This is a genomic window from Micromonospora echinofusca, assembly GCF_017614955.1.
Taxonomy (GTDB): domain Bacteria; phylum Actinomycetota; class Actinomycetes; order Mycobacteriales; family Micromonosporaceae; genus Micromonospora; species Micromonospora echinofusca_A.
Genome location: NZ_WVUH01000005.1, coordinates 1 through 22039, shown reverse-complemented (window position 1 = coordinate 22039; position 22039 = coordinate 1). Strand labels below are relative to the sequence as shown.

15 protein-coding genes are annotated in these 22039 nt (G+C 71.4%); 7 read left to right on the top strand and 8 right to left on the bottom strand.

What is annotated here, in order from left to right; translation table 11 throughout:
- Positions 1-14 precede the first annotated feature (14 nt).
- Positions 15-203, top strand: coding sequence for a DUF397 domain-containing protein (locus GSF22_RS01745; RefSeq protein ID WP_208810925.1), 189 nt, complete (start codon positions 15-17; stop codon positions 201-203).
- Positions 204-215: 12 nt separating this feature from the next.
- A complete protein-coding gene (locus GSF22_RS01740; protein WP_208810924.1) occupies positions 216-758 on the top strand; it encodes a GntR family transcriptional regulator in 543 nt (180 codons plus the stop codon).
- A gap of 64 nt (positions 759-822) precedes the next feature.
- Here the strand turns inward: GSF22_RS01740 and GSF22_RS01735 are convergent, their stop codons facing one another.
- The 6 genes from GSF22_RS01735 to GSF22_RS01710 form a co-directional block, all read right to left on the bottom strand.
- Complete coding sequence (locus tag GSF22_RS01735) at positions 823-1758, bottom strand: LysR family transcriptional regulator (protein ID WP_208810923.1); 936 nt, start codon at positions 1756-1758, stop codon at positions 823-825.
- Between the two features lie 505 nt (positions 1759-2263).
- Positions 2264-3226 carry a ferritin family protein gene (locus tag GSF22_RS01730; protein ID WP_208810922.1) on the bottom strand — a complete coding sequence of 321 codons (963 nt, stop codon included), beginning with the start codon at positions 3224-3226 and terminating at the stop codon, positions 2264-2266.
- A gap of 235 nt (positions 3227-3461) precedes the next feature.
- The gene (locus tag GSF22_RS01725) at positions 3462-4085 is read right to left on the bottom strand and encodes a GTP-binding protein (protein WP_208810921.1); all 624 of its coding nucleotides are present in this window, start codon (positions 4083-4085) and stop codon (positions 3462-3464) included.
- Positions 4066-4446: a DUF742 domain-containing protein gene (locus GSF22_RS01720; protein WP_208810920.1), complete on the bottom strand. Its 381-nt coding sequence runs from the start codon at positions 4444-4446 to the stop codon at positions 4066-4068. Before GSF22_RS01720 ends, GSF22_RS01725 begins: the two co-directional genes overlap by 20 nt.
- Before the next feature lie 73 nt (positions 4447-4519).
- The gene (locus GSF22_RS01715) at positions 4520-4927 is read right to left on the bottom strand and encodes a roadblock/LC7 domain-containing protein (RefSeq protein ID WP_208810919.1); all 408 of its coding nucleotides are present in this window, start codon (positions 4925-4927) and stop codon (positions 4520-4522) included.
- The gene (locus GSF22_RS01710; protein ID WP_208810918.1) at positions 4924-8304 is read right to left on the bottom strand and encodes a sensor histidine kinase; all 3381 of its coding nucleotides are present in this window, start codon (positions 8302-8304) and stop codon (positions 4924-4926) included. The genes GSF22_RS01715 and GSF22_RS01710 overlap by 4 nt, the downstream gene beginning before the upstream one ends.
- 449 nt (positions 8305-8753) lie before the next feature.
- On the opposite strand from GSF22_RS01710, the gene GSF22_RS01705 reads away from it, so the two are divergent.
- Entirely contained in the window at positions 8754-9926 is a 1173-nt protein-coding gene (locus GSF22_RS01705; protein ID WP_208810917.1) for an ABC transporter substrate-binding protein, read from the top strand.
- Positions 9927-9988: 62 nt separating this feature from the next.
- Here GSF22_RS01705 and GSF22_RS01700 read toward each other — a convergent pair whose 3' ends face one another.
- On the bottom strand, positions 9989-10840 hold the full coding sequence (locus GSF22_RS01700; RefSeq protein WP_208810916.1) for an ABC transporter permease: 852 nt from the start codon (positions 10838-10840) through the stop codon (positions 9989-9991).
- 97 nt (positions 10841-10937) lie between these two features.
- Complete coding sequence (locus GSF22_RS01695; protein ID WP_208810915.1) at positions 10938-11963, bottom strand: ABC transporter substrate-binding protein; 1026 nt, start codon at positions 11961-11963, stop codon at positions 10938-10940.
- Positions 11964-12236: 273 nt separating this feature from the next.
- Between GSF22_RS01695 and GSF22_RS01690 the strand changes: the two genes are divergently transcribed.
- The 4 genes from GSF22_RS01690 to GSF22_RS01675 all read left to right on the top strand — a co-directional run bounded on the left by GSF22_RS01690 (position 12237) and on the right by GSF22_RS01675 (position 21838).
- Positions 12237-13016, top strand: a complete 780-nt coding sequence (locus GSF22_RS01690; RefSeq protein ID WP_208810914.1) for an ABC transporter ATP-binding protein — start codon at positions 12237-12239, stop codon at positions 13014-13016.
- A gap of 1 nt (position 13017) precedes the next feature.
- Positions 13018-13974 carry an LLM class F420-dependent oxidoreductase gene (locus GSF22_RS01685; RefSeq protein ID WP_208810913.1) on the top strand — a complete coding sequence of 319 codons (957 nt, stop codon included), beginning with the start codon at positions 13018-13020 and terminating at the stop codon, positions 13972-13974.
- Between the two features lie 75 nt (positions 13975-14049).
- The gene (locus GSF22_RS34390) at positions 14050-15600 is read left to right on the top strand and encodes a hypothetical protein (protein WP_244365786.1); all 1551 of its coding nucleotides are present in this window, start codon (positions 14050-14052) and stop codon (positions 15598-15600) included.
- Between the two features lie 403 nt (positions 15601-16003).
- On the top strand, positions 16004-21838 hold the full coding sequence (locus GSF22_RS01675; protein WP_208810912.1) for a ThuA domain-containing protein: 5835 nt from the start codon (positions 16004-16006) through the stop codon (positions 21836-21838).
- The last annotated feature ends 201 nt before the right edge of the window (positions 21839-22039 follow it).

Genomic DNA, 22039 nt, shown 5'->3' with positions numbered 1-22039 from the left:
GGAGGCTGACGGCCATGGATCTGCGAGACGTCGTGTGGCGTAAGAGCACCCGCTCCAGCGGGGGCGGCAATGGCGACTGCGTCGAGGTCGCCGACGCCGGCGAGGTCGTCGCCGTCCGGGACTCCAAGGACCGCTCCGGCCCAGTCCTCACCTTCCCCCGCACCGCCTGGCGCACCTTCGTCGACGGCGCGACGCGTCACTGACCGGGGAGAGCCATGGGTCACCCCGGGTGGGTCAGCGTGTCGATGCCGTACGTCGCCCCACGGGCGGACGGACAACCGGAGCCCTGGGGTGCGGAGGCGGCCCGACACGGCGGTGTCGGCACCCAGCGCCTGCTGGCTGTCGCCGAGGTCGTGCCGCCCGCCGAGGTGGCCGAGGCGCTACGGGTCGAGGACGGCGCCACAGTCGTGGTGCGGCGCCGGCTGATGCTGCTGGACGATCGCCCGGTGGAACTGACCGACTCGTACTACCCGACGACGATCGCCCGGAGTACCGCGCTCGCCGAGCATCGCAAAATCAGGGGCGGGGCGGTCGGCCTCCTCACCGAACTCGGCCACCGGCCCCGACACGCCTGCGAGGACGTCTGTGCGCGCCGGCCCACCGAGGAGGAGCGGGCGGCACTCGCCCTACCGGCCGGGGACTGGGTCCTCACCCTGACCCGGCTGCTCAGCACCGCAAGCGGCCAGCCGATCGAGGTCAGCATGATGACAATGCTGGCCGAGCAGCGTCGCCTCCGGTACGAACTAATGATCGACTAAACCTGATCCGGCACCGCTGGCGGTGCTGGGCCGCTGTTGCCTGGTGGCGGCTCCGGCCTGGTCCTCACCGGCTGGCAGACGGGCGCTTGACTGACGGGTCCGCATGGTCGACCCCGTAGCTGTTGCGCTGTAGCACGGCACGCGCCACCTGGAGCAGGGCGGTGAGGGCCGCGTGGTCAGGGTTGGGCAGCCAGGCCAGGGCCGCCGTGGTGAGGGGCAGATCCGTGACGTCGACGTACGCGATGCCTCGGCGGGAGTAGTCGCGGCGGGCCTCGGCGGGCAGGAAGGCGATCGCCTGACCACGGGCCACGGCCGAGAGCAGCGCGTCCATGTCGCCGGCCGTCGGACCGTAGCGGACGGCGCTACCGTCGGGGCGGGGGTTGATCGTCCAGAAGTCCCACCACTGGCGCAGCTCGGGTATCGGGACGTCGACCACCACGCGGTCGGACAGCTGCGCGAGGGTGAGCGGGCCCCGATCCACCAGCGGGTCGTCTGCGGGCAGACAGACCACCCGGGGTTCGGTCGACAGGTGCAGGCTCCGTAGACCGGGCGGCAGCGGCGGGCGCAGGAAAGCGGCGTCGACGTCCCCCCGGGGCAGGGCGTAGACCTGCTCGACGAAATCGAGGGAACGGACCTCGACGTCGATCCCGGGATGCCGGGCGGACAGCTCGGCGAGGATGTCGATCACGTAGGGCATGAAGGCCTCGCCGCCGATGGCCCCGATCCTCAGCCGCCCCCGCGTCTGACGGAGGTAGGAATCGGCGACCCCCTGGAGGCGGGCCATCGCCGCGACGAGTTCACGCGCCTCGGGTACCAGAGCCTCACCTGCGGCGGTGAGTTCCACCCGGCGGGAGGAACGTCGCACCAGGTCGACCCCGAGGCGCTCCTCCAGTGCCCGGATCTGCTGGCTCAGCGCCGGCTGGCTCAGGAACAGTCGCTGTGCCGCACGGCCGAAGTGCAACTCCTCGGCCAGCACCAGGAACTGCCGCAACTGCCGCACGCTCGGCTCACGGGAAGCGGACCGAGCCTGTTCAGGACGACCCATCAGCCCGCCGCTCTCCCACAGCACCAACCATAAGCACCAACCTATGGATCCGCCCCAGAAGCCATTCGTCAGCCTACTGCCCCTGACAGTGCATCCCAGGGTCGATACGTAGACAGGACGGGGCACCCCGGAGCTGATGATCGCACGGGAGTTGATCATGAAGTTATCGCCACGACACGCCGGACCAGTTGACAACAACTTCATGATCAACTTGTGGTTCCGGCGGAGCAACCAGCGGGCGAACCTGAACTGTCCCCACCACACCAACCGCACATGACGGAACCCATCGTAACGACGCCGCTGGCATCTGCCATCGAAACGGGGGGCGGCGTCAACCAGGGCGTCTCCGGCACAGTGACTGGCAGGGACAGGGGTCTGGCCGGGCGCTTCCCTCTGAAGCGCCCGGCCAGGCGTTGCCGATGACCGCCACGACACCGATACCGACGTGCGTAGACGGTGGTCAGGTGCGGGTACCGGCGCCGGGTGGGGTGACCACGCGGACCAGGGCCCGCAGGAAGGCCGAGGCGTGGTCGGCCTCGTCGTAGGCGATCTCCCGGAACAGCGCACCGGCCGCCCGGTCGCCGACCGCGTACGCCTCCCGCGAGAAGGTCGGGTACATGACCGTCGCCTCGTCGGTCTCACCGGTGATCGAGGTACGCAGGTTCTCCTCGTTCGAGCCGGCCAGTCCGGCCAGGTTGGCGGTACCGGCGAAGTGCTCGTTGAGCTCCTGCCAGGCGGTGTTCTCCCAGAGCCGGAGCAGCCGGGTCTGCCCGGTCCGCCGGGCCTGCTGGGCGTGCAGGGTGTACTTCGCGGTCGCGAACGCCTCACCGCGCAGCGTCGCCCGCAGGTTCGCCAGGGTCTGCCCGGAGCACTGCGGTTCGGTCACCTCGACCGGGATCTGCTGGACCCGTTCCCCGACCGGTACCTCGACACCGGAGCCGGGGTCGGTGACCGCCGTCAGGGCGGTCCGGAACCGTCCGGCGTGCACCGCCTCGTCGGCGGCCAGCTCCGCGAAGTGCGCGGCGACCTCCGGGCAGTTGTCCCGGCGGGCCTGTTCGGCGAAGGCCGGATAGGTGACCGTGGCCTCCTCTTCCTCCCCGGCGATCGAGTCGGCCAGGTTCTCCTCGTTGCCGCCGACGAACCCGATCAGCCGGGCCTCGGCGGTGAAGTGGTCGTACAGTTCGACCCGGGCGGTGTCCCGGAAGAGCCGGCCGAGCCGCCGGTCACCGGTCCGGTCGGCCACCTGCCCGTACGCCAGGTAGCTGGCGTACGTGTACGCCTCCCCCGCCATCGCGGTCGACGCGTCCGCCCGGGTACCCGGATCGACCTCGACCGGCCGGGGCGCCGCCGACGCCGAGCCGACCAGGGCGAGCCCCAGCGTCGCGCTCACCACCATGATGGACATACCTTTTGCTGTTCTCATCGTCGTCTCCCGGACGGCTCGCCGATCCGCGCGGCGACGTACCGCGACCGGCACCCGCCCGCGCCCCCGGCAACTCCTACCGGCAGCCGCGTCTCACCGCCGTCACGTACCCGTCGGTCGAGGACCCGCGTGTACGACGAAAAGTGGCCACAACGAAGGCGTTGTGGCCACTGTCTGTTCGGGGCAGGGGGCCGATTCCCCGCGATCGGCCCCACCAGGCGACGGACGACGCGGGTCAGCCGACCGGGGCGGGATACCCCCGGCCGTGCTCGGCCTGCAACCGCATCATGGCGTGCTCGACCACGGTCACCAGGACCCGCTTGACCGAGTCGCGGTGCCGCGCATCGGTCATGATCAGCGGTACGTGCGGCGCGATCGCCAACGCCTCACGGACCTCCTCCAGGTCGTAGCGGGGGGCGCCGTCGAAGGCGTTCAGCGCCACGACGTACGGCAGCTTCCGGTTCTCGAAGTAGTCCAGCGGCGCGAACGCGTCGGTGATCCGGCGGGTGTCGACCAGCACGGCGGCACCGACGGCACCCCGGATGATCTCGTCCCACATGAACCAGAACCGGGTCTGTCCGGGCGTACCGAAGAGGTACAGGATCAGGTCCTGGGCCATGGTGATCCGGCCGAAGTCCATGGCGACCGTGGTGGTCTCCTTGCCCGGGACCTTGGACGGGTCGTCGATGCCCACCCCGGCAGCCGTCATCACCGCCTCGGTGGTCAGCGGAGTGATCTCCGAGACCGCGCCGACGAGTGTCGTCTTGCCCACGCCGAAGCCGCCCGCAACCACGATCTTGGCGGAGGTGATCCCCCGGTTGCGTTGCGCCCTGGCCGGGTCATAGCCTGCGAAGTCCACTCAACACCCTCTCAAGCAGTTCCATCCGCTCCTCGTACGCCTCAGCGGGAGCGGAACTGTGCAACGTCAGCAGGCTGTCGGCCACCATGTCGGCGACCAGCACCCGGGCGACACCCAGCGGCAGGCGGGTGTACGCGGCGATCTCCGCCAGCGACTGGGCCCGGCCTTCACAGATCGTGGCGATGCGGTGCTTGTCGTGCCCGGCGAACCGGGACTCGGCCACCGCCGCGCTGGTCGCGGTGAGTACCGCCTCCAGCGCGATGTCCTGGCGTGGTTCCGTCCGGCCGCGGGTGACCGCGTACGGCCTCACCAGCGCCCCACGCGGATCGTCACGCCGATGTGGATCGTCACGTCTGTCCATAACACGATCACCTCCCTCTCCAGCAGTTACCGCCAGCGGTGGGCATCACCGGGCGGGTGGTGGTACCCACCGGTCAGCGCGTCACGGCCTCACGCGGCAGCGGCGAGAGTGCCGCACCGACCCGTTCCACCAGCAGCGCCATCTCGTACCCGACCTGCCCGACGTCGCAGCTCCGCGCGGCGAGGACGGCCATCGACGAACCGTCGCTGATGGACATCAGGAAGAGGTACCCGCTGTCCATCTCGATGACGGTCTGGAGTACGCCGCCGGCACTGAACATGCGGGCCGCCCCGTCGGTCAGGCTGACCACACCGGACGCGATCGCGGCGAGCTGGTCGGCCCGGTCGGTCGGCAGGTCCCGGGAGGAGGCGAGCAGCAGCCCGTCGGCGGAGACCGCCACCACGTGCGCGATCCCGGCCACACTGTCGGCGAAGTTGCTGAGCAGCCAACCCATGTCCTGCATCACAGCTGGCCTGTTCATCGACTCGTCTCCTTGTTTGAGGTGCTGTTCGGGTCACTGCCGGTCGGGCGGCCGGTGAGGTCACCGCCGGCCGTTCGGCCGCGCTGCACCCCACGGTGGTACGCCGACAGCAGACCCCGTACTTCGTCCGGCGTACGCCGGCTGCGGTCCCGGCTGGCCTTGGTCTCGACCCCACCGGGTACCAGTTGTGCCTGTGGCTGCCGCTTCGGCAGACCGGACCGGGTGGTCCCGGCTACGGCCGGCTCGGCGGCCCGGGTGGCCCGGGCCCAGCCCTCGTCGGCGGCGGTCCGCCACGCCTCGTTGCCGGTCGGGCCGGCAGCCGCCGGGGCGGGTTCCGGGGTCGGCGGGGCGGCGGGCTGCACCGGAGCCGGTGCCGGAGCGGGCGCTGCCACCTGCGGTTGGTTCTGGGTCGGCACCTGCATTCCCGGGTACGACGAGGTCGGAGTGGTCGTCCCGGCCGACTCCCCCGGCGAGCGGGTGGGCAGCGGCGGGCGGCCCGGGGTGGCCATGGCGCCGGCCACGGTGGCCCCCGACTGGTAACCGGCGACGGGCTGGGAGACCGGCTGGGCGACGGGCTGGGCGGCCGGCGGCACCGGCGGCTTCTCCGGCTCGATCGGCGGCATGGTGAAGATGGCCGTCGAGTCGTTGCCGTGCGAGCGGAACCAGACGGCCTCCATCTCGCGGAAGATCGGTGCCTCGACCGGCTCGTCCGGGCGGCGTACCCCGGGGGCGGAGGCAGCGGCCATCCCGGCCACCGGGCCCGCCGGCAGGCCACCGCCCTGGGGCAGGTGCGGTGCCGGCGGCTGCGGCGGGGTGTACGGCACCAGTGGCTGGGTCGCCACCCCCGGGGAACGCTTGGGCAGCGATCCGACCGCCGGGTACGCCTGGGTCGAGGAGCCCGGGTTCGGACCCCCGGTCGTCGTCAGCGGGGTGGTCGGGCCGCTCAGCCCGGCCGGACCGGCCGGTGCGCCCGGCACGGTACCCGGGGGCTGGCTGTTGACCGGCGTGAACAGGTTCGGCGTGGTCAGGCCGGCGCCGCTGTCGGCACGCACGTCGTTGCGGGCGGACGACGGGTTGGGCCCGCCGAAGTTGGTCAGCGCGGCCGGGTTGGTCAGGCCGGTCTGCGGGTTCAACCCGGTCGGTCCGCTCAGTGCGGGGTAGCCGGCGGTGGCCGAACCGGCGTTCACCGTGAACGCGTCGTCCCGCGAGTCGGCCCGCTCCTGCCAGGACGGCGTCGGGCCGGGCGTCTCGGTACGCCACTGGTCGGGCAGGGTCGCGGTCCGGCCGACCGGTGCCATCGGCTCGCCGAAGGCGGCCGGCGCGGGCGACGGCGGGCCGGCCGGGGCCGACTCGACGGGCAGCGGCTGACGACGGGTACGCGGCTGCTCCAGGCCCCGGGGCTGCGGGAGGACCACGGTCGCGTTGGGCAGGGTCACCTGCGCGACGGTGCCGCCCTCGACGTTGCGGCGCAGCTCGACCCGGATGTTGTACCGGGCGGCCAGCTTGCTGACCACGGCCAGACCCATCAGCCGGAACGCGGCGACGTCCACCGTGGCGGCGGCCGCGAGCCGCCGGTTGAGCGAGTCGAGCTGCTCGTCGGTCAGCCCGAGACCCCGGTCCTCGATCTGGATGAGCACGTAGTCACGGATCCGCCGGGCGTCCGCCACCACCGTGGTGGTCGGCGGGGAGAACCGGGTCGCGTTGTCCAGCAGTTCGGCGACGAGCCGGACCACGTCGTTGACCGCGTGCGCGGCGACCGAGATGTCGGTGTCGACGGTGCCGAACTCGATCCGGTTGTAGAGCTCCACCTCGGACTGCGACGCGCGCAGCACGTCGATCAGGAGCGCGTCGTCGCGGCGCGGTGCGGCCGAGTCGGCACCGGCGAGGACCAGCAGGTTCTCGTCGTTACGGCGCATCCGGGTGGCCAGGTGGTCGAGCTCGAAGAGCTTGGCGAGACGCTTCGGGTCCTCCTCACCACGCTCGATCATGTCGAGCTCGCCGATCATCCGGTCGACCAGCGTCTGACTACGCCGGGCCAGGTTGAGGAACATCGCCGAGACGCTGGTCCGCAGGGCGGCCTGCTCGGCCGCGATCCGCACCGCCTCCCGGTGTACGACGTTGAACGCCTGCGCGACCTGCCCGACCTCGTCCCGGTTGGGGAGCTTGATCGGGTCCCGGACCTGCCGGACGATCTCGTCCACGCCGCCGTCGCCGACACTGCCGACGTTCTGCAGGCGGGCGACCGCGTCGGGCAGGTCGTGGTTGGCCACCGAGAGGGCACCCTCCCGGAGCCGCCGCAGCGAGTGGTTGAGCGACCGGGCCAGCACCACGGCCAGCACGATGGCGACGACCAGCACGAGCAGGACCAGCACCGACTCGACGATGGCCTGCTGGATCACGTCCGAGCGGGCCTGGTCGGCGTCGGCCAGCAACTGGTTCTGGAGCTGGATCTCGGCCCACCGCATCAGGTCGTTGACGGCGCCGATGGCGGTCGCCGCGTCCATGGCGGTGACCAGCGGCGTACGTTGCCCGACCGAGCGGGTCACGTCGGTGGCGACCCGGTCGGCGAGTACCACGGCGTCGCCGGTGACGGTCCGGTTCACCAGGGACTGCTGGGGCGCGTCGGCGGCCAGCGAGAAGGCCAGCAGGGCCTCCTGCTGACTGGTCAGGGTGGCCACGAAGGAGGAGAACTGCTCCTCGTCGAGCTGGCCGGAGGAGAGGGCGGCGAAGACGACCGCCTCCTCCTCGGCGGTGGCCGCCTTGGCGCGGGCGAACGCGGCGACCGACCGCCGGGCGTCGGCGAGGCTGTCGTCACCGGGGAGCTGGGCGAGCGACTCGCCGTAGGAGACCAGGTCGGTGAGGATCACGCCGTACCGCAGGACGGCCTCGGCGACCGGCATCTGCTCCCGGTCGAGCACCTCCTGACGGGTGCTGTTCAGGGTGGCCAGGTGGTCGTCGATGGCCCGCAGCCGGTCCCGGACGGCGGCCGGCACCTCGCCGAGCGCCCGGCGCTCCTTGTTGTACTCGCTGATCTGCTCGTCGGTCCGGCGGACCACCAGGTTGTACGCGTCCGGCTTGGCCTGCGCCCCGGCGAGGAACTGGGCCGCGGCCATCCGTTCCTTCTGGACGTCCTGGGCCAGCGCGGAGATGTCGAGGGAGAGCGCGGTGAGGGCACGCACCTGGGTGGCGTCGAGGGCGCCCTGGCCGACGGCGACGAGCCGGATGGCAGCGAGCGCGATGACGGCGGCAACGGGCACGACCAGGATCAGCGCGAGTTTGGACCGGATCCGGGCGTCCCGGAGCCGGGGTAGCCACCGACGCCGGGTCTGCTCCTCCTGCAGGCCGCTCTCGGGCAGGGTCGTAGGTCCGGTGCTCACGACATCGCCTCCGTCGTTTCTTCCACGCCCGACCCGCCGAACCGCGCCTGATGCAGCGGACAGCGCCGCGCGCGGCACGGGCGCGATTTCATCAGAACAGATCGACTTTGGGAAGTCGCAGTGAGGCAGGAAACGGTCGGACAGCACGCAACCATTGATGTGGTCAATGAATACCTTCATTTCCCCAAGGCCCTGAACAGGGCATTATCCCCAGAGTGTTCGCTTGCATCTGCAAAGTGAGCGTTTGCAAACATCTGTCGTCGCCAGCATGTGGGATGAAGATCCCGAAACGTTGCAAGGTCCTCGCTTGACCGGGGGGCCCGCCATTGGCAAGGTTTTCCAGGCTTCGCGCACACCGTACGGCAGACCACTACCGTCGTTCCACGGAGGACGGACCAAGCCGCGGTGACCGGGCAATCGCCCGCGCGCCGCGCATCTGGAGGACTGAGTTGAGCCCCATCCGCTCCGCGACAATCGCGGCGCTCGCATCGGCTGTCCTGGCCACCACGCTCACCGGCTGCCAGTTCGGTGCGGAGGAACAGGATGCCAGCCCCATCGTGATCGGCGCCGACCTGGAGCTCTCCGGCTCCACGGCACCCATCGGCCGGGCGTACCAGCGCGCCCTGGAACTCAAGGTCGAACAGCTTAACGAGTCCGGCGCGCTGGGCGCCCGGAAGATCGACCTCAGGGTCAAGGACAACCGCTCCGACCCGGCCGAGTCGCTGCGCAACGTCGACGACTTCGCCGAGGACGACGCCGTCACCGCCGTCATCATGGGCAGCTGCAACGCCTGTGCGGTCGGCGCGGCCAAGGCGGTCACCGACCGGAAGATCCCGACCATCGCCCTGGCGCCGGCCGGCGCGGTGGCCAGCCCGGTGGCCGACCGTCGGTACATGTTCAAGCTGGCCCCGAACGCGGCCGACACCGCCGCCGTACTCGCCGCCGACCTCAAGCGGCAGCGCGTCAAGAAGGTCGCCCTGCTGCACAGCGACGACGACTACGGCCGGGAGGGTCTGCAGAGCCTCACCGCCGAACTGGCGAAGGCGCAGATCAAGCTCACCGGTTCGCAGTCGGCGAAGGTCACCGACACGGACCTGAGCGCACCGGTCCGTAAGCTGGTCGACGAGGACCCGGCCGCCCTGATCATCTGGACCCCGGCCGAGCAGGCCCGGCTGGTGCACACCGCCGCCGAGCAGGCGAAGTTCACCGGCCCGCTGTTCCTGGACGCGGCCGCTGCCGGTGACCTCTTCATGGGGGGCGGGCACCACGCGGCCAACACCACGACGCTGATCTTCACGCAGACGATGGTCATCGATGACGTGATTGCCACCACTCCGGCCAAGGCGGCCCGGCGGCAGTGGTTCCGGGACTACACCGCCCGGTTCGGCGGGTACTACGGCTTCTCGTCGTTCGCCGCCGACGCCGTGCAGCTCATCGTGGACGCGGTGAGCCGCTCCGGGGCCGGCGTGGACCGCGACGGCGTACGGAGCGTGCTGGAAACCTCCCAGATGGACGGCCTCTCCGGGCCGATCCGGATCACCCCGGACAACCACTCGGGCCTCATGCCGCAGGCGCTGACCACCCTGGTCTCCCGGGGCGGACGCTGGCGCCTCGCCGGCTGACCGGTGTTAGGAAGGGCCCCTTCTTATCGCATTCGGTATAGGAAGGGGCCCTTCCTTACATCTCAGCGGGCGGAGGTGGTCTCCCGGACCCAGGGCAACGCCAGCCGCTCCACCAGCACCAGCAGGAAGTAGAGCAGGATGCTCATCAGCGCGATCAGGATGATCGCCGCCCAGGCGCTGGCGCTGTCCCCCACCCCGCTGGTCTGCACGATCACGTAGCCGAGCCCGCCCTCGCCGGCCTGGAACTCGCCGATCACCGCGCCGATCGCCGCCAGCGGCATCGCCACCTTCAGGCCGACGAAGATCTGCGGCAGAGCGGCGGGCAGCCGTACCTTGCGGAACGCCTGCCACCGGGAGGCGGACAGCGACCGGGCCAGCTCGGCGAGGTCGGCCGGGGTCGAGGTCAGCCCGGTGGCGGTGGAGAGCACGATCGGAAAGAAGCAGAGCAGGAACACCATGGTCAGGATCGGCTTCTGACCCCAGCCGAGGGCCACCACGAGCAGCGGGCCGAGCGCGATCTTCGGTACCGCGTTCACCGCGACCAGCAGCGGGGAGAACATCCGCTCGACCACCCGGGAGGCGGCGAGCGAGAGTCCGATCAGGATGCCCGCCACGGTGGAGAGCAGGAAGCCGATCAGCGTCTCCAGGGTGGTGGCCCAGGTGTGCTCCAGCATCCGGGCCGGGGCGGCCACGAATGCGTCCAGCACCGACCCGGGCGTCGGCAGCACCAGCGGGTGGACCAGTTCCAACCCGGAGGTGAGCAGCCACCAGGCCGCCAGGGCGACCAGCAGTCCGGCTGCCGGCAGCAGCGCGTTGCCGGCGCTCCGACCGGCCGCCGCCCGCCGCCCGGAGGCCGCGGCCGGTGCCGGGTCCGCCGGGGCGGCAGCCGGTGTTGGGGTACGGGTCAGCGTCATCTCATCCTCCTCGGATCGACCGGCTGAGGCCGGTGCCGAAACCGGTGCGCCCCGCCGGACAGCCGGCGGGGCGCAGTGTACGGGTCGAAGTGGCCGGTCAGGCCTTCGGCGCGAGGTTGAAGTCGATGATCTGCTCCGGGGTCATGCCCTGCTTCAGGGCCCCGGCGCCCTGGAGGATCGCGATGCTCTTGGCGACGCGGCCGGCGTCCAGGGTGCCGATCGCGGTACCGGTGTTGCTGGAGCGCACGTACGCGGCCATCAGTTCCAGCTCGGCGGCGGCGGCGAGCGGGTTGGCGGCGTCGACGTTCTTCTTCAGGATCTCGCCGGCCTCCTTCGGGTTGGCCAGGCTGTACTCCAGGCCCTTGAGCAGCGCGGCGGAGAAGCGCTTGACCATGTCCGGCTTCTCCTTGGCCAGCTTGGCCGAGGTGATCAGGACGTTGCCGTAGAGGTCGGTCATCACGTCGCTGTACGGCAGCAGGACGGCGTCCTTCTTGGTCACCGCCTGGATGGTCGGCTTACCCACCACGAACTGGCCGATGCCGTCCACGCTGCCCGAGGCGAGGGTGCCCATCAGGGTCGCCGCGTCACCGTTGACCCAGGTCACCTTGGCCGGGTCGACGCCGGCCAGCTTGGCGTACGTCGGGAAGAGGTTGCGCACCACGGAGCTGGGCGTGTCGGCGAGCTTCTTGCCCTCCAGGTCCTTCGGGGTGGTGATGCCCTTGTCCGCAGTGGTCGCGATGGCGGCCATGGTGCGCTGCTGGATGGCGGCGACCGCGACGAAGTCCTTGGCCTGCCCGTTGCCCATCTGGAGCAGACCACCGGTGAGGTCGATCGGGCCGAACTGCGCCTTGTCCGCGACGACCTGCTGAATGACCGCGCCGGTACCCTGTCCGGCCTGGATCTCCACGTCGAAGCCGGCTTCCTTGAAGAAGCCCTTCTCCTTCGCGACCCAGGCGTACGAGTCACGGCCGAAGTTACCAAAGGAAGTGAGGTACGTCACTTTTTCCAGGGACTTGCCGTCGCCGCCCTTGGACCCACTGTCCGAGTCGCTGCTGCAACCCGCCACGAACGCGAGCCCCATAGCCAGGGACGCGGCGGCGATCGTACGGGCGAGCCTGTTCATGTGCACCTTTTGTCCTTTCCGACCGCGGGCAGTACGCCAACGGAGGGGTTCGTCGAATCAGGACGGTGCCGGAGGAGAGGGGTGGGAACCCGGCACCGCCACTGTGTGGAATCCTTCGCGGGCACAGCGTACGAGAAGATCACGTTTGTGACACAAGGCGTGTTGGGTTGCGGAACGGAAACAACTTTGTATGGGCCCCCGTAGACGACACCGGTCCACGGTCCGGATAACCTGGCCGGATCTGTAGATCGCCTGTGGATGGAGAGCCCCCGGATGATCCGACTGTCGGGCGTGTCCAGGACGTTCACCGGACGTTCGGGCACCGTGGAGGCTCTGCGCGGGATCGACCTGGACGTCGCCGAGGGCGAGTTCGTCGCGGTCCTGGGGCGGTCCGGGTGTGGTAAGTCCACTCTGCTCCGGCTGATCGCCGGCCTGCTACCGGTCACCGGCGGCGAGATCACCGTCGCCGGTGAGCGGGTCACCGGCTCCCGGCGGGACATCGCCATGCTCTTCCAACGACCGGCTCTGCTGCCGTGGCGGTCCGTACTGGACAACGTGCTGCTCCCGGTGGAGATCTTCGGCTGGCGCAAGGCCGACCACCGGGACCGGGCGGTCCAGCTGCTGGAGCTGGCCGGGCTGGCCGGCTTCGAGAAGCGGCTGCCGCACGAGCTGTCCGGCGGGATGCAGCAGCGGGTGTCGCTGTGCCGGTCCCTGATCGGGCAGCCCCGGGTGATGCTGATGGACGAGCCGTTCTCCGCCCTCGACGCGCTGACCCGGGAGGAACTCTCCGGCGAGTTGCAGCGGGTACACATGGAGAACGCGGCCACCATCGTCTTCGTCACCCACTCGATCGACGAGGCGGTGCTGCTCGCCGACCGGGTGGTGGTGCTCAGTCCCCGCCCCGGCCGGATCCGGCAGATCGTGGACATCGACATCCCCCGTCCCCGTACCCTCGGCCGCAACGCCCACCTCGAAGAGGTCGCCCGGTGCAGCGCCGACCTGCACGAACTGCTGATGGAACGGGACGCCCCCGCCGGGTCCGGGAGCCGGTGAGGTGCGGGTCTGCGTCTTCACCGAGCCGCACCGGGGGGCCAGCTACGACGACCAGCTCCGGTTCGCCCGGGCCGCCGAGGACGGCGGCTTCGAGGGTTTCCTCCGCGCCGACCACTACCAGTCGATGGGCGACGACCCGGGGCTACCCGGCCCCACCGACGCCTGGCTGACGCTGGCCGCCCTGGCCCGGGAGACCTCCCGGATCCGGTTGGGCACCCTGGTCACCTCGGCGACCTTCCGGCTGCCCGGTCCGCTCGCCATGCTGGTCGCCCAGGTCGACCAGATGAGCGGGGGCCGGGTCGAGCTGGGTATCGGCGCCGGCTGGTACGAGCGGGAGCACACGTCGTACGGCATCCCGTTCCCACCCGTGCAGGAACGCTTCGACCGGCTGGCCGAGCAGTTGGAGATCGTCACCGGGCTGTGGCGTACCCCGGTCGGAACGGGCTTCAGCTACACCGGCCGGCACTACCGGCTGGTCGACGCGCCCGCGCTACCCAAACCGGTGCAGGTGCCCGGGCCACCGGTCATCGTGGGCGGGCGCGGTCCGAAACGTACCCCGGAGCTGGCCGCCCGCTTCGCGGACGAGTTCAACATGCCGTTCAAGGGGGTCGCCGAGACCGCGCAGGCGTACGACCGGGTGGCCGAGGCCACGGACCGGTTCGACCGGGCCGCCGGGGGTCGCGCCCCGCTGACCCTCTCCGCCGGGATCGTGGTCGCCATCGGCCGTACCGACGCCGAGGCGCAGCGCCGGGCGGCACCGTTGCAGGTCCGCAGCGCCCTCCCGCCCGAGGACCCGGTGATCGGCTCGCCCGCCCAGCTCGTCGACCGGATCGGCGAGTTCGCCACGATCGGCACCACCCGGGTGCACCTGCGGCTGATCGACCTCGCCGACCTCGACCACCTGGAGCTGATCGCCGGCGACGTGCTCCCGCAACTGACCGCCGGGCCCGTACGCTGACCGCCGGGCCGGTGCCCTGACCGTCGGGTCAGCCACGGGTGGCGGGCGGTGCGGACGGGCCGTAACCTGCCCCGCATGGCCCACCGGAGCTGGGGCAGACCGCTGCCCGTCGCGTTCGCCGTCGCTCTGCTCACCGGCAGCGCCCAGCTCGGCGTCGGGTACGGGCTCGGTCTGCTGCGCCTACCGCCCCGCCTCACCGGGCTGACCACGGACCAATGGGCCACGCAGCTGACCTGGGCAGCCTGGGTCGCGCTGGTCGCCACGGTGACCGGGGCGCTGGTCGGCGGCCGACGGGCAACCGGCGCCGGCCCGGACCGGGTCGACGATCCGACCGGGGCCGATCCGGACCGGCCGGCCCCCACCGGCCGTACCGACAGGGGTCGCAGGGTCGCCCGCCAACTGCTCGGCTGCGCAATGGCCGCCGTCGGCGCCCTGGTGGTGCTACCGTTCGCCGCCTTCCCGGCCCGCGCCGTATCGGTCGGTGCGCTCGGCCCGGTGGCGGCGGTCGGGTTGGCCGTCGGCGTCGCGGTCGCGTTCGGCATGCTGGTCGCCGTCGCGGCGCTCCACTTCCGGCCGGTCCGACGGAACGTCCTCCTGCTGACCGCTGTGCTCTGGGTGCTCGCCGTCGCTGCGGTCGTACCCGCGCTGGGACCGACCGACCCGCTGCCGCAGGTCCGGCTCGGCGCGCCCGGCCCGGGTCTCGCCTGGCTGCCCGACCCGCTGGTCGTGCCGATCCTCGCGCTGCTGGCCGGCATCCTGGTCGGCCTGCTGGCCCGCCGGGAGGGTGACCGGTCGCTGTGGGCCGGTGGTGCCGGAGCGGTCGGTCCGGCCATGTACGCGGTGAGCCAGCTCGTCGCCGGAGTCGGTGCCGGCCACCAGCCCACGCCGTACTGGCCGGTGCTGGTCGCGGTCGGTAGCGGTGCGCTCGGCTCGGCTCTCGCCGTGCTGTGGCGCTGGCCCCTGGTGACCCGTCCCACCCGGAGCGCAGCGATCGAACCGACGGACATCCTGGCGCCCCTCCCCCGCTCCGCATCCGGGCCGGAGGTACCGGGACCGGGCTACGACGGGGAGGTCACCGACGTCGAGACCGTGGGCGAACCGGCCCTTGAGCAGCCCGTCGTCCCCGCTCCGGCCCTTGAGCAGCCCGTCGTCCCCGCTCCGGCCCCGGTGCCGGCCGCCGCTCCGGCCCCGGCTCCCGAGCCCGCACCGGCACCGACTCCCGAGCCCGCACCTGGGTTGGAAGCCGAGAGGGCAGCCGGGACAGACGGCAAGACGGCAGGCGCGGTAGGGACCGAGGCGGAGACCGCAGGGGGGACCACGGCCGAGACGGAGACCGCAGAAGGGGTCACAGCCGGGGCGGGGACCGCAGCCGACGCGGAGCCGGCCGGACCACCCTCGGACGGGCGGCCCCGGTCGGGCCGGTGGCGACGGGGTCTGTTCCGGCGGGACCGGGCCGAGCCGGGACCGGCCGCCCCGGACGACGTCCCGCCGTCCGCCACGCCGGACGACGAGTACGTGGACTGGGTCAGCCGGCTGAGCCGGCCGGTGCCCGACCCGGCACCCCGGCGGGACGAGCACATCCCGCGCCGTACCCTGCGGTCGCCGGGTCGGCACCACGCGGACTGACCAGCCACGCCGCCGGCCCCGGTCCACTTTCGGGCGGACCGACCAGCCACGCCGCCGGCCCCGGTCCACTTTCGGGCGGACCGACCAGCCACGCCGCCGGCCCCGGTCCACTTTCGGGCGGACCGACCAGCCACGCCGCCGGCCCCGGTCCACCTCGGGGCGGACCCGGCATCGACGCCATTCGTCGGGCTTGCGATGAAATAGACGAGTGCCGTTACCCAACCGTTACCAGATTTGACTGGCGGCCGTATTGCTCCGGCCCTGCGCAGCCGCCTTAATTTGTTCAATGGCCTGACAGAATGCGGAGTCGCCTCGGCAGCGCCTCCGCACAGGCTTCACCCCGGACGGTCTTCGGCGAGCCGTACGGGACACCACCACTGTCCGTGTGGATCGAGGAGACGACGTGTCCCCACATCGCCGACGACTACCCCTGCCCGCAGTCCTCACCCGCGCCGCGCTCGCCGCCGCGCTGGTGGTACCGACCGCGCTGGTCGGGGCACCGGCAACCGCCCAGCCCGCCGCCGCCCCGGTACCGGCCGCCGCCCCCGCAGCGGCTGCCGAGACGGACCCCTTCTCCGTACTGGTCTTCTCGAAGACCGCCGGTTTCCGGCACAGCTCGATCCCGGCCGGGATCGCCGCCATCCGGCAGCTCGGCACCGCGCACAACTTCACCGTGGACGCGACCGAGGACGCCGCCACCTTCACCGACGAGAACCTGGCCCGCTACCAGGCGGTGATCTGGCTCTCCACCACCGGTGACGTCCTCGACGGCACGCAGCAGGCCGCCTTCGAGCGGTACATCAAGGCCGGGGGCGGCTACGTCGGCATCCACGCCGCCTCGGACACCGAGTACAGCTGGCCCTGGTACGGCAAGCTGGTCGGCTCGTACTTCGCCTCGCACCCGGCCAACCAGCAGGCCACCGTCAAGGTGGAGGACCACGACCACCCGGCCACCGAGCACCTGCCGGAGCGCTGGTCCCGCTACGACGAGTGGTACAACTTCCAGACCAACCCGCGCGGCAGCGTGCACGTCCTGGCCAGCCTCGACGAGACCAGCTACGCGCCGGGTGCCGGGGCGATGGGGGCGGACCACCCGACCTCCTGGTGCCAGGACTACGACGGCGGCCGGGCGTGGTACACCGGTGGCGGCCACACCGACGAGTCGTACGCCGAACCGCAGTTCCTCGCCCACCTGCTCGGCGGCATCCGGACCGCGGCCGGGGTCCTCGACGCCGACTGCAGTGCCTCGCTGACCAGCAGCTTCGAGAAGGTAACGCTGGACAGCAACACCAGCAACCCGATGGAGCTGGACATCGCGCCGGACGGTCGGGTCTTCTACGCCGAGCGGGACGGCCGGGTACAGGTGATCAAGCCGGACACCGGCAGCACGGTCACCGCGCTGACCCTGGACGTCTTCACCGGCAACGAGGACGGGCTGATCGGGCTCCGGCTCGACCCGGACTTCGCCACCAACCGGTGGATCTACCTGTACTACGCGCCGGACGACGGCATCGCCCACAACAACCTCTCCCGGTTCACCGTCAGCGGGGACACCATCGACCCGGCCAGCGAGAAGGTCGTGCTGCGGGTCGACACCCAGCGCAACACCTGCTGCCACGCGGGCGGAAGCATGGCCTTCGACAGCGCGGGCAACCTCTACCTCGCCACCGGGGACAACACCAACCCGTTCGAGTCCAACGCCTACACCCCGATCGACGAGCGGGCCGGTCGGCAGGACTACGACGCGCAGCGGACCTCGGGCAACACCAACGACCTGCGCGGCAAGGTGATCCGGATCCACCCGGAGGACGACGGCAGCTACACCGTGCCGGCCGGCAACCTGTTCGCGCCGGGTACCGCGAAGACCCGCCCGGAGATCTTCGCGATGGGCTTCCGGAACCCGTTCCGGATCGGCATCGACCCGAAGACCGACACGGTGTACGTCGGTGACTACGGACCGGACGCCGGTTCGGCCAACCCGAGCCGGGGCCCGGAGGGCCTGGTCGAGTGGAACATCCTCACCCAGCCCGGCAACTACGGCTGGCCGTACTGCACCGGCGCCAACTCGGCGTACAACGACTACACCTTCCCGTCCGGGCCGAGCGGGGCGAAGTTCGACTGCGCCGCGCCGGTCAACGACTCGCCCAACAACACCGGCCTGACCAACCTGCCGCCGGCCCTGCCGGCGACCGTCTGGTACGGCTACGCCACCAACCCGCTCTTCCCGGAGATCGGTGGCGGCGGGGCGCCGATGGGTGGCCCGGTCTACCGCTTCGACGCCAACCTGAACTCGGAGCGGAAGTGGCCGGCGTACTACGACGGCAAGGCGCTGTTCGGCGAGTGGAACCAGTCGAAGATGTACACCATGCAGGTCACCGCGGACGGTCGGTCCCTGGTGGACATCAACCAGCTGCTCACCGGCATGACCTTCGTCCGGCCGATGGACTTCGAGTTCGGCCCGGACGGCGCGATGTACCTCATCGAGTGGGGCAGCGGCTTCGGCGGCAACAACGACAACTCCGGGGTCTACCGGGTCGACTACGTGGCCGGCGACCGGGCTCCGATCGCCGCCGCCACCGGCCAGCCGACCTCGGGTCAGGCTCCGCTGACCGTGCAGTTCTCCAGCGCCGGCTCCCGTGACCCGGACGGCGAGGAGATCACCTACGCGTGGACGTTCGGTGACGGCGGTACCTCCACCGAGGCGAACCCGTCGCACACCTACACCACGGCCGGCAACTACACCGCCCAGCTCACGGTCGCCGACCCGCAGGGACGTACCGCCGTGGCGAACGTGCCGATCACGGTCGGCAACACCGCACCGACGGTGCGCATCGAGTTCCCGCCGGACGGCGGCTTCTTCGAGTGGGGCGACCAGGTCCGGTACACCGTCAAGGTGACCGACCCGGAGGACGGCGAGATCGACTGCGCGAAGGTGGTGCTCCAGACCTTCCTCGGGCACGACGAGCACGCCCACCCGCTCCAGTCGTACACCGGTTGCTCCGGCGTGGTGCAGACCTCGCTGGCGTCCGGGCACGGCGCCGAGGCCAACGTGTTCGCGGTCTTCGAGGCCACCTACACCGACGGCGGCGGCTCCGGCGGGGCGAACCCGCTGACCGGCCGGGACCTGGAGCAGCTCCAGCCCAAGCGGAAGCAGGCCGAGTACTTCGCGGCGACCGGCCGGGTGCCGGACAGCACCGCCACCGGTGACCCCGGGGTGGGCGAGGAGGCCACCACCGACCCAGCCGGCGGCGGTCAGAACATCGGCTGGATCGAGGACGGCGACTGGTGGACCTTCGACCCCGCCAGCCTGACCGGCATCGACGCGCTGCGCTTCCGGGTGGCCTCGGCCACCGTGGGCGGCCGGATCGAGGTCCGGACCGGGGCGGCCGACGGCCCGCTGGTGGCCACCGCCACCTTCGGATCGACCGGCGGCTGGCAGACCTGGGTCGACGCGACGGCCACCGTCACGACACCGAGCACCACCAGCGGTCCGCTGTACTTCGTCGCCCGCCGGCCGGTGGGCAGCACCGAGAACGGCTCGCTGTTCAACGTCAACTGGGTGGACTTCCTCGGCCGGGGCGTCACCGACAACGCGCCGCCGGTGGTCACCGCCGCCGCCACGCCGGCCACCGGCACCGCGCCGGTACAGGTCAGTTTCACCGGTACGGCCACCGACGCGGAGAACGACACCCCGCTGACGTACGCCTGGGACTTCGGTGACGGCGGTACGGCGTCCACCCTGAACGCCACGCACACCTACACCGTGCCGGGTACGTTCACCGCCACCCTGACGGTGACCGACGCCAAGGGTGCGAAGTCGTACGCGAACACCACGGTCAAGGTGGACGCACCGAACACGTCCTGCTTCGGGGCGCGCTCGGACGACTTCCTCGGCTCGGCCCTGAACCGGGACCGGTGGACGACCGTGGTCCGGGAGAACCAGCTCTACTCCGTGGTGAACGGGGCGCTGGTGCTGCCGACCTCACCGGGTGACCTCTACGGCAACCGTAACGACGCCACCAACCTGGTCCTCCAGCCGGCACCGGCCGGGGCCTGGCAGGCGACCACGAAGGTCAACCTGGCGGCGGCGGCCAACTACGACCAGGCCGGTCTGCTGGTCTACGGCGACGACGACAACTACGCCAAGCTGGACGTGATCTGGTCGGGCAGCCGCCGGGTCGAGTTCATCCGGGAGACCGCCGGTACCCCGCGCAACGAGGGTGCCGACAGCACGGCGGCCCCCGCCGGTTCGGACACCATCTACCTGCGGGTGACCAGTGACGGTACGAACCTGACCGCGGCGATGTCCGCCGACGGGCAGACCTTCACCACGGTGGGCCGGACGGCCGCGCTGGCCGGCATCAGCAACCCGAAGGTCGGGCTGTTCGCCCTGAACGGCGGCACCACGGCGACCGTGGTGAACGCCTCGTTCGACTGGTTCCAGCTCTCGCCGGACGCCCCGGCCGGGCCGGTCACCCCGTCGGACGAGTTCGACGGCGCCACCCTGGACAAGTGCCGGTGGAACGGCATCGTCCGGGAGGACGCCACCGCCTACCGGGTCGACGGTGGCGCGCTGCGGATCGACGTGCCGAACGGTGACATCTACGGCACCGGCAACTCCGGGCCGACGAACTTCATCCTCCAGACCGCGCCGGCCGGCGACTGGACCCTGGAGACGAAGGTCGACGGCAGCCTGCTGAACGAGCAGTACCAGCAGGCCGGTCTGCTGGTGTACGCCGACGACGACAACTACCTGAAGTTCGACTTCATCGCGGACAACCAGGTCGGGCAGCCCGTCGCCCGGCGGATCGAGTACCGCAGCGAGGTCGCCGGTGCGGTGCAGAACCCGCAGCCGCAGGTGCAGGACCTGACCTCGGCGGTGTGGCACCTGCGACTGGCCCGCAAGGGCAACGTCTACACCGCGTCGTACTCGGCGGACGGCACGAACTGGACGACGTTCGAGTCGCTGACCAACACGGTCGTCGGCGCCACGCCGAAGGTCGGGCTGTTCACCCTCGGCGCCAGCCAGACCGCGTCGAAGACCGCCTCGTTCGACTACTTCCGGCTGACCACCCCGCCGAGTGACGCGGCGGCGCCGGTCACCACGGCCACGGTCGACGGTACGGCGAACGGCGGCTGGTACACCGGCCCGGTCACGGTGACGCTGACCGCCACCGACAACGCCGGTGGCAGCGGGGTGGCCCGGACCGAGTACCAGCTCGACGACGCCACCGGCTGGACCGCCTACACCGGGCCGGTCGCGGTCTCCGGGGACGGTACCCACCAGGTGCGCTTCCGGTCGGTGGACAAGGCGGACAACGTCGAGGCGACGAAGAGCGTCGACGTGCGGATCGACGCCACCGCCCCGGTCACCACCGCGTCGTTCGCCCCGCCGAACGACAACGGGTGGCAGGCCGGCCGTACCCCGGTCACCCTCACCGCGACCGACGCGGGTTCCGGGGTGACCGGACTGGAATGGTCGCTCGACGGCGGCCCGTGGACCCCGTACACCGAGCCGGTCGACGTCAGCGGCGACGGGCAGCACGAACTGCTGTACCGGGCCACCGACGCGGCCGGGAACGTCGAGACGCTCAAGTCGGCGATCCTGAAGATCGACGGCACCCGACCCACGGTGATCGTGGCCGGGCTGGCCGACGGGCAGCTCTACGGTGACAGCCAGGACGTCCGGGTGACCTTCGAGGCGGTGGACCCCACCTCGGGCGTCCAGGCGACCGTCGGCACGCTCGACGGTCAGGCGTACGCCACCGGCACGTTGCAGGCCATGTACGAGCTGACCCTCGGCCTGCACGAGCTGACCGTGACCGCCACGGACAGGGCCGGCAACACGACGACCTCGACGGTGCGGTTCTACGTCACCACCTCGCTGCGGGACATGCAGAACCTGCTCGACCGGTTCCGGGCGACCGGCCGCCTGTCGGCCAAGGCGTACCGGGACCTGTCGGCGAAGCTGTCCGACGCCCGGACCGCCGAGGCCAAGGGCCGGGACGCCCAGGCGATCAAGCACCTCCAGGCGTTCCGCACCCTGGCCGGCAACGCCGGGTTGGTACCCGAGGCCGAGGTCCGGGCCGTCCTGGTCCGGGACGCCGACGCCATGATCCAGCGGCTGGGCGGTACCGCCAGCGCCGCCGGGATCGCGGCGAACGACGGCGGGTCGCTCAAGGGCACCGGCCGGCTGGCCGAGGACCCGACCCGGGTCCGACCGGGTAGCCGGCTCTGACCGACGGAGGGGCCCGTCCGGGCGTACCCCGGACGGGCCCCTCCACCCCTCGTTCACCAGGTACGGCGGTGCCGTCGTCCGACGGCACCGCCGTGCTGCCTTCGCCCACCATCACCGGAGCGGAAGCGTCTCCCACCAGCACCGAAGCGGAAGGATCGACCCATGCGCCCCATCCGGACCGTCGCCGCCCTGCTCGCCCTC

Bases quoted from the DNA above. Each gene is read 5' to 3' on its own strand.
- GSF22_RS01720 (WP_208810920.1), bottom strand. From the start codon at position 4,446: ATGGACAGACGTGACGATCCACATCGGCGTGACGATCCGCGTGGGGCG.
- GSF22_RS34390 (WP_244365786.1), top strand. From the start codon at position 14,050: ATGGCCCACCGGAGCTGGGGCAGACCGCTGCCCGTCGCGTTCGCCGTC.
- GSF22_RS01730 (WP_208810922.1), bottom strand. From the start codon at position 3,226: ATGAGAACAGCAAAAGGTATGTCCATCATGGTGGTGAGCGCGACGCTG.
- GSF22_RS01690 (WP_208810914.1), top strand. From the start codon at position 12,237: ATGATCCGACTGTCGGGCGTGTCCAGGACGTTCACCGGACGTTCGGGC.
- GSF22_RS01745 (WP_208810925.1), top strand. From the start codon at position 15: ATGGATCTGCGAGACGTCGTGTGGCGTAAGAGCACCCGCTCCAGCGGG.
- GSF22_RS01715 (WP_208810919.1), bottom strand. From the start codon at position 4,927: ATGAACAGGCCAGCTGTGATGCAGGACATGGGTTGGCTGCTCAGCAAC.
- GSF22_RS01695 (WP_208810915.1), bottom strand. From the start codon at position 11,963: ATGAACAGGCTCGCCCGTACGATCGCCGCCGCGTCCCTGGCTATGGGG.
- GSF22_RS01740 (WP_208810924.1), top strand. From the start codon at position 216: ATGGGTCACCCCGGGTGGGTCAGCGTGTCGATGCCGTACGTCGCCCCA.
- GSF22_RS01700 (WP_208810916.1), bottom strand. From the start codon at position 10,840: ATGACGCTGACCCGTACCCCAACACCGGCTGCCGCCCCGGCGGACCCG.